The organism is Streptomyces fildesensis (genome assembly GCF_016107395.1).
In the GTDB taxonomy this organism is placed as follows: domain Bacteria; phylum Actinomycetota; class Actinomycetes; order Streptomycetales; family Streptomycetaceae; genus Actinacidiphila; species Actinacidiphila fildesensis.
Map to the genome: position 1 here is coordinate 341,275 of NZ_JAAIKO010000001.1, position 13,038 is coordinate 354,312.

11 protein-coding genes are annotated in these 13,038 nt (G+C 71.4%); 10 read left to right on the top strand and 1 reads right to left on the bottom strand.

The genetic code is table 11. The annotated features are described in order from the left end of the window. The first annotated feature begins 46 nt into the window (after positions 1-46). From C6N31_RS01440 to C6N31_RS01485, 10 genes are all read left to right on the top strand, one after another. On the top strand, positions 47-1,453 hold the full coding sequence (locus C6N31_RS01440; protein ID WP_138358595.1) for a class II fumarate hydratase: 1,407 nt from the start codon (positions 47-49) through the stop codon (positions 1,451-1,453). A 23-nt stretch (positions 1,454-1,476) separates the two neighbouring features. Next, positions 1,477-2,154, top strand: coding sequence for a cytidylyl-2-hydroxypropylphosphonate hydrolase (gene fomD, locus C6N31_RS01445; RefSeq protein WP_138358593.1), 678 nt, complete (start codon positions 1,477-1,479; stop codon positions 2,152-2,154). A gap of 133 nt (positions 2,155-2,287) precedes the next feature. Continuing rightward, entirely contained in the window at positions 2,288-2,956 is a 669-nt protein-coding gene (locus C6N31_RS01450; RefSeq protein ID WP_138358591.1) for a class I SAM-dependent DNA methyltransferase, read from the top strand. 334 nt (positions 2,957-3,290) lie between these two features. After that, positions 3,291-5,225 carry an ATP-binding SpoIIE family protein phosphatase gene (locus C6N31_RS01455; protein WP_232484719.1) on the top strand — a complete coding sequence of 645 codons (1,935 nt, stop codon included), beginning with the start codon at positions 3,291-3,293 and terminating at the stop codon, positions 5,223-5,225. A gap of 147 nt (positions 5,226-5,372) precedes the next feature. Next, positions 5,373-6,821 carry a catalase gene (locus C6N31_RS01460; protein ID WP_138352110.1) on the top strand — a complete coding sequence of 483 codons (1,449 nt, stop codon included), beginning with the start codon at positions 5,373-5,375 and terminating at the stop codon, positions 6,819-6,821. 166 nt (positions 6,822-6,987) lie between these two features. Further along, positions 6,988-7,935 (top strand): SPFH domain-containing protein, encoded by a 948-nt coding sequence (locus C6N31_RS01465; RefSeq protein WP_138352111.1) that lies wholly within the window; start codon positions 6,988-6,990, stop codon positions 7,933-7,935. Continuing rightward, positions 7,932-8,210 carry a type II toxin-antitoxin system antitoxin gene (locus C6N31_RS01470; protein WP_138352112.1) on the top strand — a complete coding sequence of 93 codons (279 nt, stop codon included), beginning with the start codon at positions 7,932-7,934 and terminating at the stop codon, positions 8,208-8,210. The genes C6N31_RS01465 and C6N31_RS01470 overlap by 4 nt, the downstream gene beginning before the upstream one ends. A 77-nt stretch (positions 8,211-8,287) precedes the next feature. Next, positions 8,288-8,812 carry a PadR family transcriptional regulator gene (locus tag C6N31_RS01475; RefSeq protein WP_138352113.1) on the top strand — a complete coding sequence of 175 codons (525 nt, stop codon included), beginning with the start codon at positions 8,288-8,290 and terminating at the stop codon, positions 8,810-8,812. Next, positions 8,809-9,510, top strand: a complete 702-nt coding sequence (locus C6N31_RS01480; RefSeq protein ID WP_138352114.1) for an ABC transporter ATP-binding protein — start codon at positions 8,809-8,811, stop codon at positions 9,508-9,510. The genes C6N31_RS01475 and C6N31_RS01480 overlap by 4 nt, the downstream gene beginning before the upstream one ends. Continuing rightward, positions 9,507-11,927: an ABC transporter permease gene (locus C6N31_RS01485; RefSeq protein WP_244809376.1), complete on the top strand. Its 2,421-nt coding sequence runs from the start codon at positions 9,507-9,509 to the stop codon at positions 11,925-11,927. Before C6N31_RS01480 ends, C6N31_RS01485 begins: the two co-directional genes overlap by 4 nt. Before the next feature lie 43 nt (positions 11,928-11,970). On the opposite strand, the gene C6N31_RS01490 is transcribed toward C6N31_RS01485, so the two are convergent. Then, on the bottom strand, positions 11,971-12,975 hold the full coding sequence (locus C6N31_RS01490; RefSeq protein WP_244809374.1) for a hydrogen peroxide-inducible genes activator: 1,005 nt from the start codon (positions 12,973-12,975) through the stop codon (positions 11,971-11,973). Between the last annotated feature and the right edge of the window lie 63 nt (positions 12,976-13,038).

Sequence of the window (13,038 nt, forward strand, 5' to 3'; positions counted from 1 at the left end):
ACAATGGGAATGTTGTCGAGGAGTTGCCGAGGAGAGGAATCCAGCCATGCCCGAGGAGCAGTCCCAGGACCGGCCTTTCCGGATCGAGCACGATTCGATGGGCGAGGTACGGGTGCCCGCGGACGCGAAATGGCGGGCCCAGACCCAGCGGGCGGTGGAGAACTTCCCGATCTCCGGCCAGCGGATCGAGCGCGCGCACATCGAGGCGCTGGCCCGGATCAAGGCGGCCGCCGCCAAGGTGAACGCCGGACTCGGCGTCCTGGACAAGGACATCGCCGAGGCGATCCAGGAGGCGGCGGCCGAGGTGGTGGACGGCCGCTGGGACGACCAGTTCCCCATCGACGTCTTCCAGACCGGCTCCGGCACGTCCTCCAACATGAACGCCAACGAGGTCATCGCGACGCTGGCCACCGAGCGGCTGGGCCGTGACGTGCATCCGAACGACCACGTCAACGCGTCACAGTCGTCCAACGACGTGTTCCCGTCGTCCATCCACATCGCGGCCACCGCCGCCGTCACCCGCGACCTCGTGCCCGCGCTGGAGCACCTCGCGGAGTCCCTGGAGCGCAAGGCGGCCGAGTTCGCGGACGTCGTGAAGTCCGGCCGTACGCATCTGATGGACGCCACGCCCGTCACGCTGGGCCAGGAGTTCGGCGGCTACGCGGCCCAGGTCCGGTACGGCGTCGAGCGGCTGCGGGGCGCGCTGCCCCGGCTGGCGGAGCTGCCGCTCGGCGGCACCGCGGTCGGCACCGGCATCAACACCCCGCCCGGTTTCTCGGCCGCGGTGATCGCCGAGGTGGCGCGGACCACCGGGCTGCCGCTGACCGAGGCGCGCGACCACTTCGAGGCGCAGGGCGCCCGGGACGGCATCGTCGAGACGTCGGGGCAGCTCAAGACGGTCGCGGTCGGCCTGACCAAGATCTCCAACGATCTGCGCTGGATGGCGTCGGGACCGCGGACCGGACTGGCCGAGATCAACCTGCCCGATCTCCAGCCGGGCTCGTCGATCATGCCGGGCAAGGTCAATCCGGTGATCCCGGAGGCCGTGCTGATGGTCGCGGCCCAGGTCGCCGGCAACGACCTGACGATCACGATGGCCGGCGCCGCCGGGAACTTCGAGCTCAATGTGATGCTCCCGGTCATCGCCAGGAATGTGCTGGAATCCGTCCGGCTGCTCGCCAACGTCTCCCGGCTGCTCGCCGACCGCACCGTCGACGGCATCACCGCCAATGTCGAGCGGGCCCGTGAGTACGCGGAGTCCTCGCCCTCGGTGGTCACCCCGCTGAACAAATACATCGGTTACGAGGAGGCGGCCAAGGTCGCCAAGAAAGCCGTCGCGGAGCGCAAGCGCATCCGGGACGTGGTGATCGAGCTGGGCTATGTCGAACAGGGAAAACTGACCGAGGAGCAGCTGGACGCGGCGTTGGATGTGCTGCGCATGACCCATCCTTAAGGGCTGATCCGTAAGATCTGTTCATGACAGCCGACACTCTTCTTGACGGAAACGGGCCGGGTACCAGCGGCTACTGGTCGCCGGGTGAGCAAGTGTTGTGGCGTTATCGGGGCAACGGCACCGACGAGCTGCACATCTGCCGCCCGGTGACCGTCGTGCGCGATGACGCCGAGCTGCTCGCGGTCTGGATGGCGCCCGGTACCTCCTGTGTGAAGCCGGTGCTCACCGATGGCTCCCCGATCAACCGGGAGCCGCTCGCCACCCGCTATCTCAAGCCGCGCACTACGCGCGTCGAGCAGTGGTGGGGGGCGGGTGTGCTGAAAATCGCACACCCTGGCGAGCCCTGGTCGGTCTGGCTCTTCTGGGACAAAAGGTGGCATTTGAAGAACTGGTACGTGAACCTGGAGGAGCCGCGCCGGCGCTGGTCCGGCGGTCTGGACTCCGAGGACCACTTCCTCGACATCGCGGTCCGCCCGGACCGCAGCTGGCACTGGCTGGACGAGGACGAGTTCGCCCAGGCGCAGCTCGCGGGCCTTATGCCCGCCGAACGCGCCGAGCGGGTACGGTCGGCCGGACTGGAGGCGGCCGGGGTCATCAGGTCCTGGGGCCGGCCCTTCCGGGACGGCTGGGAGGACTGGCGCCCGGATCCCGGCTGGCCGGTACCGTCACTCCCGGACGACTGGAACCGTCCGGCAAAGTGACCTCGTGAGCCCCTTGATGCGCCCCGGGTCGTCAAACGTAGGATCGTGCTCCGCAACACCGCGCAATTCCCAACCAGCACCCAGAGCCTGACGCCAAGTCATCAAGCCACGCGCACCAAGGAGGACCGAGGCAGTGGGAACCGGCGGCTACGAGGACATAAAGCGGGACCGCGGCGGCCAGGCCGAAGCGTTCGACGCGATCGGCGACCGGTACGACGAGGCGTTCCCCCACAAGGACGGCCAGCTCACCGCGGGCCGGTGGCTCGCGGAGACGCTGCCCGCCGGATCGCGGGTGCTCGACCTGGGCTGCGGCACCGGCCTGCCCAGCACCCGGCAGCTCGCCGGGGCCGGACACCGGGTCGTCGGCGTCGATCTGTCCGCCGGCATGCTCGCGCTGGCCGCGCAGTACGTGCCGGAGGCCGAGTTCCACCAGGGCGACATCGCGGACCTGCGCCCCGGCGGCCCCCTCGACCTCGGACGTTTCGACGGCGTCGCGGCCTTCTTCTCGCTGCTGATGCTGCCGCGCGCGGAGATTCCCTACGCATTGCGCGCCATCCATGATCTGCTGGAGCCCGCGGGTCTCTTCATCCTCTCGATGGTCGAAGCGGATGTGGACGACTTCGCCATCCCGTTCCTTGGTAACACCATCCGGGTATCCGGTTATCTACGGGATGATTTGCACCAGGTAGTGGCGGACGCGGGCTTCGAGGTGATCGAGGAGGAGTCGTACGCCTATGCACCGGCGAGCACCGACGTGCCGCCGGAGGAGCAGCTCTTCCTCTACTGCCGACGACGCGCCTGACACGGCCCAATCCCCGCCGCGGCCAGCGCGTGGCGCACAACCGGATGGAACGACTCGCGTGACCACGGATCGCACGCCCCCGCCCCCGGCGCGGCAACCGGGACCGGATGCCGCCCTGCCGGCACCGCTGCCGGACCCGCGCGGCGGCTTCCGCCTGCCCCCGGGCTCCGACCGGGAGGACCAGCCCTCGCCGCCCCAGGCGCTCCCCGACGACCGTTCCGCACGGGACCGGCAGGCGGCGCAGGCCGCGGGCACGCCCCGGCGCGAAGCCGCCGCCGACGCGTCGTTCTCCAGCACCCCGCCGCGCGGGACCCAGGGGCCGGCGGGTGCCGCCATGGAGCCCGCCGGCCATCCGCGCCACGAGGAGCCCGCGGCGGCGCTCGCACCCACCCCCGCGGCGCCCGCGCCCCCGGGCTCCACGCCGCCCACCCCGCCCGGCGCCTCCGGCACCCTCGGCACCCGTACGGCGGTTTCCTCGGGCTCGGAGGCCGAGCGGCTGCGGTACGTCGGGGCGGCCACCCGGCGGATCGCCCGCGGTCTGGACCTCGACGAGATCCTGCTGGGCCTGTGCCGCTCCGCCGTCCCCGCGTTCGCCGACGCGATCCTGGTCTACCTCCGCGACCCGCTGCCGGTCGGCGACGAACGGCCGTCAGGGCCGCTCGTGCTCCGGCTGCGGCGCGCCGACGGCGGCCTCGACGAGCCCAGCGGGCAGTCCTACGTCGGCACCGTGCTGGCCCCGGTGCCCGCGGAGCCCGCCTACGGCGGCGCCGCCGAGAGCACCCTCGTCCGGCTGGACGGCCCGCTCGCCGAGGTGCTGCGCGGCGTACGCCCGGTCTTCGCGGAGCACCCGCAGTCCGCCGCCGCACTGGAGGAACTGCTGCGCTTCGGCGAGGGTCCTTCGGCCTCCGCCGGCGCGGGTCGGCCCGGAGAACGGCCCGGATTACACCCCGAGCCGGGTGCCGCCAGGAGCGACAGACCGCTGCACCCGCCCGTCCTGCCGACCGGACGCCGCGCGATACTCGCCCCGCTGCGCGGCCGCCGCCGGGTCATCGGCGCCGCCGTACTGCTGCGCCGCCCCGACCGGCCGCCGTTCGAGTCCGACGACCTCCTGGTCGCCGCCCAGCTCGCCACCCACACGGCGCTGGGCGTCGACAAGGCGGTGCTGTACGGACGCGAGGCGTACATCGCGGACGCGCTGCAACGCGAGATGCTGCCCGACTCCCTGCCGCAGCCCACCGGGGTCCGGCTCGCCAGCCGCTATCTGCCGGCCGCCGAATCGGCCCGGGTCGGTGGCGACTGGTACGACGCGATCCCGCTGCCCGGCAGCCGCGTCGCGCTCGTCGTCGGCGACGTCATGGGCCACTCCATGACCTCGGCGGCGATCATGGGCCAGCTGCGCACCACGGTGCAGACCCTCGCGGGGCTCGACCTGGCGCCGCAGGAGGTGCTGTACCACCTGGACGAGCAGGCCCAGCGGCTCGGCAGCGACCGCATGGCGACCTGCGTGTACGCGGTCTACGACCCGATCGCGCACCGGCTGGTGGTGGCCAACGCCGGCCACCCGCCGCCCATCCTGCTGCACGCCAACGGCCTGGCCGAGGTGCTGCGGGTACCGCCGGGCGCGCCGATCGGCGTCGGCGGGGTGCCGTTCGAGGCGGTCGAGCTGCCGGCGCCGGCCGGCGCGACCCTCGTGCTGTACACCGACGGCCTCGTCGAGTCCCGGACACGGGACGTCTGGGGCGGCATCGAGCTGCTGCGCGAGCGGCTGCACGACGCCGCGACCGTGCTGTCGCCGCCGCCGCTGGAACCGCTCTGCGACGAGATCCTGGAGATCCTCGGCCCCGGCGACCGCGACGACGACATCGCGCTGCTGGCCGCCCGCTTCGACGGGATCTCGCCGAGCGACGTCGCCTACTGGTACCTGGAGCCGCAGCCGCAGACCGCCGGCCGGGCCCGGCGGCTCGCCCGCCAGGCGCTGCGCCGCTGGGACCTGGAGCACCTGATCGAGCCGACCGAACTCCTGGTCAGCGAGATCGTCACCAACGCCGTCCGGTACGCCGAGCGGCCCATCACGCTGCGGCTGCTGCGCACCGACGTGCTGCGCTGCGAGGTCGGCGACGACGCGCCGCTGCTGCCGCAGATGCGGCACGCCCAGCCGCAGGACGAGGGTGGCCGCGGCCTGTATCTCGTCAGCCGGATGGCTCAGCGGTGGGGGGCCACAAGACTGAGTGCGGGCAAGGTCGTCTGGTTCGAGCTGGCGATTCCGTAGTTCCCGGCACCCGGGCCCGGGTGCCGGAGGCCGCGCGGCCTCCGGCGCCCCGCTGTCGCCCGGCGTGCCGAGCGGGAGGTTCGGTGCAAGGGTGGTCGAAGCGACGCCCCGGTACCGGACTCTCGACTCGAACGGGAGACACACGCGATGAGCACCCCGTACACCACCAACAACGCCGGTGTCCCGGCGGAGAGCGACGAGCATTCGCTCACGGTGGGGCCGGACGGCCCGATCCTGCTGCAGGACCACTATCTGATCGAGAAGATGGCCCAGTTCAACCGTGAACGGGTCCCCGAGCGGGTGGTGCACGCCAAGGGCAGCGGAGCCTACGGCAGCTTCGAGGTCACGAACGACGTCAGCCAGTTCACCAAGGCCGATCTCTTCCAGCCGGGCCGGCGCACCGAGATGCTGGCCCGCTTCTCCACCGTCGCGGGCGAGCAGGGCAGCCCGGACTCCTGGCGCGACCCTCGGGGCTTCGCGCTCAAGTTCTACACGGAGCAGGGCAATTACGACCTGGTGGGCAACAACACGCCCGTGTTCTTCGTCCGCGATCCGCAGAAGTTCCAGGACTTCATCCGCTCGCAGAAGCGCCGCGCCGACAACGGCATGCGCGACAACGACATGCAGTGGGACTTCTGGACGCTCTCCCCGGAGACCGCGCACATGGTCACCTGGCTGATGGGCGACCGCGGCATCCCGAAGAACTTCCGCCACATGAACGGCTACGGCTCGCACACCTTCATGTGGGTCAACGGCGCCGGGCAGCGGTTCTGGATCAAATACCACTTCATCACCGACCAGGGCATCGACTTCCTCACCCAGGCCGACGCGGACGCGCTGGCCGGCGAGGACCCCGATGCCTTCCGGCGCGATCTGTTCGAGACGATCAAGCGCGGCGAGCACCCTTCGTGGACGTTGAAGGTGCAGGTCATGCCGTTCGAGGACGCGTCCGGGTACCGGTTCAACCCGTTCGATCTGACCAAGGTGTGGCCGCACGGCGACTACCCGCTGATCGAGGTCGGCCGGATGACGCTGGACAGGAACCCGGAGGATTTCTTCGTCCACATCGAGCAGGCAGCCTTCGAACCGTCGAACATGGTGCCGGGCATCGGCCCGTCCCCGGACAAGATGCTGATCGGCCGGCTCTTCTCGTACCCGGACACCCACCGGTACCGGATCGGCCCGAACTACGCACAACTGCCCCCGAACCGGCCGCACTCGCCGGTCTACTCGTACGCCAAGGACGGCCCGATGCGGTACGAGCCGTCCCGTACGGCCGCCGTGTACGCGCCGAACTCCTACGGGGGTCCGGCCGCCGACACCGAGCGGTTCGGTGAGCCGGCGGGCTGGGCGAGCGCGGGCGAGATGGTGCGGGAGGCGTACGCGCCGCACCGCGAGGACGACGACTGGGGACAGGCCGGCACACAGGTGCGGCAGGTGCTCGACGACGCTGCCCGCGCCCGGCTGGTGACGAACGTTTCCGGCCATCTGCTGAAGGGTGTCAGCGCACCCGTCCTGGAGCGGGCGCTGCAGTACTGGCGCTCCATCGACAAGGAGGTCGGCGACCGGATCTCGGTCGCCGTCAAGAGCGGCTGACCCCGCCGCAGCACCTCCGCCCCTCGAAACCGCAGCCCCGGCGCACGTGTTACCCCCCTCCGTGCCCCGGGGCTGCATCGTCTGCCCATAGCTTGCGGATGATTAATGTGCTATCACTTTGCTAGGCGGGCGAATGAGCGCGCCGAGCACTGTGAACGGGGGACCCATGTCCGAGAACCGCACCACCGATCTCCAGTCCGAGATCCCTGAGATGCCTGCCCCGCATGTCACCGAACGGGTGGCCGTCGGCATGCCGGGGCTGCCCTTCCTGCTGATCGCCGTGCCGGTGCTGTTCGGCGGCATCGCGCTCTTCATCGTCGGCATCGCCCAGGCCAAGGACAGCGGCGGCGCGCTGGCGGGCGTCCTGATCGGCGCCGGTGTGCTGATCGCGATCGCCGCCTTCATCACCATGTTCGGCCTCACCCAGGTCGCCCCCGGCGAAGCCCGCGTCTGCCAGCTCTTCGGCCGCTACCAGGGCACCATCCGCCAGGACGGGCTGCGCTGGGTGAACCCGTTCACCAGCCGCCGCAAGATCTCCACCCGGATCCGCAACCACGAGACCGCGGTCCTGAAGGTCAACGACTCGTACGGCAACCCGATCGAGCTGGCCGCGGTCGTCGTCTGGCAGGTCAGGGACTCCGCGCAGGCGGTCTTCGAGGTCGACGACTTCGTGGAGTTCATCGCGATCCAGACCGACACCGCCGTCCGGCACATCGCGACGAACTACCCGTACGACGCGCACGATGTGGAGGGCCTGTCGCTGCGCGGCAACGCCGAGGAGATCACCGAGAAGCTCTCCGTCGAGATCGCCGCACGGGTCGGCGCGGCCGGCGTGAAGATCATCGAGTCCCGCTTCACGCACCTCGCCTACGCCCCCGAGATCGCCTCCGCGATGCTCCAGCGCCAACAGGCCGGCGCGATCGTGGCCGCCCGCCAGACCATCGTCGAGGGCGCGGTCGGCATGGTCGAGTCCGCACTGACCCGGATCTCCGAGCAGGGCATCGTCGAGCTCGACGAGGAGCGCAAGGCCGCCATGGTCAGCAACCTGCTCGTGGTCCTGTGCGGTGACCGCGCCGCCCAGCCCGTACTCAACACCGGGACCCTCTACCAGTGACGGAACGCACCGGCCGCGCCGCCCGCAAGCAGGTGCTGCTGAGGCTCGACCCCGCCGTCCACGACGCCATCGCGACGTGGGCGGCGACCGAGCTCCGCAGCACCAACGCGCAGATCGAGTTCCTGCTGCGCCGGGCGCTCGCCGAGGCCGGGCGCCTCCCCGGCGCCGCCGGGCCGATCCCCCGCCGCGGCCGTCCGGCCCGGTCGGCGGAGCCGTCCGCAGAGTCGCAGACAGAACCGTCGGCAGAGGGAGGAAAAGGGATCGAGAGCCGATAGGAGTGGCTTGACCTGCGATGATCCACTACACACCACGTCTATACACACCACGTATACACGTCATGTAGAGTGCTCGCATGTCAATCGGCCACACCCTGCTCGGGCTTCTTGAGTCCGGCCCACGCCATGGTTACGACCTCAAGCGCGCCTTCGACGAACGCTTCGGCCACGACCGCCCGCTGCACTACGGGCAGGTCTACTCGACGATGGCCCGACTCCTGAAGAACGGGCTCGTGGAGGTCGAGGGCATAGAGCCCGGCAGCGGCCCCGAGCGCAAGCGGTACGCGATCACCGACGCCGGACTGACCGACGTCGAGACGTGGCTCGCCCAGCCCGAGAAGCCCGAGCCGTATCTGCAGACGACCCTGTACACGAAGGTCGTCCTCGCCCTGCTGACCGGCCGCAGCGCCATCGACCTGCTGGACACCCAGCGCGCCGAGCATCTGCGGCTCATGCGGGAACTGACCCGTCGCAAGTCCAGCGGCGACCTCGCCGACCAGCTGATCTGCGATCACGCTCTCTTCCACCTCGAGGCGGATCTGCGGTGGCTGGAACTCACCGCCGCCCGGCTCGACCAGCTCGCGACGGAGGTACGCAAGTGACCAGCTCCACCCCTCAGCCCAGCACGCCGCTGCTCTCCGCCGACGCGCTGCACAAGACCTACGGCCCCACCCCCGCCCTGGACGGCGCCGACTTCACGATCCGCTCCGGCGAGGTCGTGGCCGTGATGGGCCCCTCCGGCTCCGGCAAGTCGACGCTGCTGCACTGCCTGGCCGGCATCGTGCGGCCCGACGCCGGCAAGGTCCTGTACCGGGGCGAAGAGCTGTCCGCCATGTCGGACGCCGCCCGCAGCGCGCTGCGCCGCGGTGACTTCGGGTTCGTCTTCCAGTTCGGCCAGCTCGTCCCCGAGCTGACCTGCGTCGAGAACGTGGCGCTGCCGCTGCGGCTGAACGGCGCCAAGCGCAAGGAGGCCGAGCGGCTGGCCACCGAGTGGCTGCACCGGCTGGAGGTCGACGACCTCGGGCACAAGCGCCCCGGCGAGGTCTCCGGCGGCCAGGGCCAGCGGGTCGCGGTGGCCCGTGCGCTGGTCGGCGGACCCCGGGTGATCTTCGCGGACGAGCCGACCGGCGCCCTGGACTCCCTCAACGGCGAGCGCGTCATGCGGCTGCTGACCGACGCCGCCCGGGACACCGGCGCGGCCGTCGTCCTGGTGACCCACGAAGCGCGGGTCGCCGCGTACTCCGACCGCGAGATCGTCGTACGCGACGGCAAGTCCCGTGACATGGAGCGGGTCGCGTGAGCACGCCCTCGGAGAACGCCCCGCGCACCACTCCTCCACGCACCCTGCCGCGCACCGACGCCCGTACCTGGGTCCGCGACCTCGCGCTCGGCGCGCGCTTCACGCTCGCCGGCGGCAAGGAAGGCTGGATCCGCAACCTGCTGACCGCCGTCGGCGTCGGCCTCGGCGTGGCGGTGCTGCTGCTCGCGTCCGCCGTCCCGGCGATGATGCAGGCCCGCTCGGATCGCAGCCACGACCGTGACGACATGTACTTCGGCGAGAAGCTGAAGCCGACCGCGTCGACCATGCTGATCAACAACACCGACACCGTCTACCACGGCGTGGACGTCTACGGCCGGGTCCTGGACCCCGACGGCGACAAGCCGCCGGTACCGCCCGGCCTGAGCAGGGTCCCGGCCCCGGGCGAGATGACCGTCTCCCCCGCGCTCGCCAAGCTGCTGGACTCCTCCGAGGGCAAGCTGCTCAAGGAGCGGCTCAACTACCGCGTCACCGGCACCATCGCCAAGGCCGGACTGCTCGGCCCCGCCGAACTCGTCTACTACGCGGGCAGCGACACCCTCACCGACGCACACGCCACCCGCGTCGACACGATCGGCGGCGCCCGGCGCAGCTCCGAGGGGCTGGGCGCGGTCCTGACCCTGCTCGTCATCATCGGCCTCGTGGTGCTGCTGATGCCGGTGGCCATCCTCATCGCCACCGCCGTCCGATTCGGCGGCGAACGCCGCGACCGGCGGCTCGCCGCACTGCGGCTGGTCGGCGCCGACACCCGGATGACCCGACGGATCGCGGCCGGCGAGGCACTCGTCGGCGCGGTCGTCGGGCTCGTGTTCGGCCTCGGGTTCTTCCTGCTGGGACGACACTTCACCGGGCAGATCGAGCTGTACAGGCTGAGCGTCTTCCCCTCCGACGTCCGGCCCGGCACCGGCCTCGCCCTGCTGATCGTGCTCGGCGTCCCGGCGGCGGCCGTCGCGGTCACCGTCCTCGCGCTGCGCGGTATCGCCATCGAACCGCTGGGGGTCGTCCGCAACGCGGCACTGCGCAAGCGCCGCCTGTGGTGGCGGCTGCTCATTCCGGTCGCCGGACTGGCGCTGCTGGCCCCGCTGTTCGGCGGCGTCCAGGGCAACGCGGACCTCAACGCGTACCAGATCTCGGCGGGCGCGATCCTGCTGCTCGTCGGTGTCACCGCCGTCCTGCCCTGGCTCGTCGAGATGATCGTCAACCGCTTCGGCGGCGGCCGGATCCCCTGGCAGCTCGCCACCCGCCGTCTGCAGCTCAACAGCGGCGCCTCCGCCCGGATGGTCAACGGCATCACCGTCGCGGTGGCCGGCGCCATCGCCCTGCAGATGCTGTTCAGCGGCATCGAGAGCGGCTTCACCTCCGACACCGGCAAGGACCCGAACCGGGCCCAGATGCAGGCGAGCGTCGATGTCACCGACGGCCCGCAGGCGACCGCCGCGTTCCAGGCCTACCGGACCACCCCCGGAGTGCGCTCAGCGCTCGGTCTCGTCCAGACGTCCGCCATCCCCGACGGCGCGGCGGCGAAGGCGAAGGCCTCCGGCAACCCCGACGCCGCGGGCGAGATCCTGGAGTTCCCGGTGATCGTCGGCGACTGCGCCGCACTCGCCGAGATCGCCGCCGTCGGCGACTGCGCCGACGGAAGCGTCTACCGCGTCCTGCCGGACGCGTCGTACACCACCCCGCCCGACATCTCCAAGGCCGGCGCCCGGCTGGACCTCAACGCCCCGCAGAGCGGCGTGCTGACCGGCCCGCCCCGGCCGTGGACCGTCCCGGCCACCGCCCGCACGGTCAAGTCCCGCACCAGCCCCAACGGCGACGTGCAGTGGGGCATCCTCGCCACCCCCGGCACCCTGGACGTGGCCCGGACGCAGCAAGCGCGCGCCACGGTGCTGATCAAGCTCGACGCGCAACGGCCGGACGCGGAGGAGTACGTCCGCAACACCACGGCCCGGCTGGGCGAGAGCGCGAACACCTACACGCTCGAAGGCACCCGCACGGTGCGCAAGTACACCAGCATCAAGCGCGGGTTGCTGATCGGCGCGGTCACCACCCTGCTGCTGATCGGCATCAGCCTGCTGGTCTCGATGCTGGAGCAGCTGCGCGAGCGCAAGAAGCTGCTCGCGGTGCTGATCGCCTTCGGCACCCGGCGCTCCACCCTCGGGCTGTCGGTGCTGTGGCAGACCGCGCTACCGGTCGCCCTCGGCCTGGCGCTGGCGGTGATCGGCGGCCTCGGACTCGGCTCCGTGCTGCTGAAGATGGTCGGCTCACCGATCCGCGTCGACTGGGCGAGTGCCGCGACGATGACGGGCGTCGGGGCGGGCGTGGTCCTGCTCGTCACGCTGCTCAGCCTGCCGCCGCTGTGGCGCATGATGCGCCCGGACGGTCTGCGGACCGAGTAACCCCACCGGATTCCGGCACCGACGCCGGCCGGACCTGCTTCCCTCAGGCCCGGCCGGCGTCGGCGTACTCCAACACGTCCGCCCCGTCCGTCACGTTCTCCGCTGCCTCCGCGTCCTCCGCGTCGAGGACGCGCACCGGCAGCGGCCGCAGCGCCTCGCGCAGCGCGGCCGCGAAGGCCGTGAACTCCTCCGCGCGGGCGGTCCCGCCGCGCATCGCGAGCGCGATCCGCCGTGACGGCGCGGGATCCGCGAAGTACCCGGTCGACAGCTGGTCGTTGCGCCCGGTCTCCACCAGCAGCGCGGTCCGCGGCAGCAGCGTCACCCCGAGCCCGCCCGCGACCAGCTGCACGAGCGTGGACAGCCCGGCCGCGGTGGTCGTCACCGGAACGCCGCCCGGCCGCCCGGCCTCCCGGCAGATGTCGAGCGCCTGGTCGCGCAGGCAGTGCCCCTCGTCGAGCAGCAGCAGGTCCATCTCCCGCAGCGCCTCACGGGGAATGGCCTGCCGTCCGGCCAGCCAGTGCCCCTGCGGTGCGACCACGGCGAAGTCCTCGTCGAAGAGCGGCAGTTCGGTCACCCCGGGCATCCCGAGCGGCACCGCGAGCAGCAGCAGATCGAGCCGCCCACCGGTCAGCCCCTCCAGCAGTGACGACGTCTGCTCCTCGTGCACCTGCAGATCCAGCGCCGGGTAGCGGACATGGACCAGCCGCAGCACCGTCGGCAGCAGATACGGCGCGACGGTCGGAATCACCCCGAGCCGCAACACTCCCGTGAACGGCGCCCGCGCCGCCTCCGCCTCCTCCATCAGCTCCCCCACGGCGTCGAGCACGCTCCGTGTCCGCGCCGCGATCCGCTCCCCCGCCGCGGTGAGCAGCACCCTGCGCGTCGTCCGCTCGACCAGCTGCACTCCCAACGTCTCCTCCAGCGCGGCGACCGCACCGGAGAGCGCCGGCTGACTGGTCCCGATGGACGCCGCCGCATCACGGAAGTGCAGGTACTCGGCCACGGCGGCGAAGGCCCGCAACTGGGACAGGCTGGGCTGCTTGCTCACTGACACTCCGGGCTACTGATAGGCGACTCCGATCAACGCCGTCGAGTCTAGCTATTTCTGTGA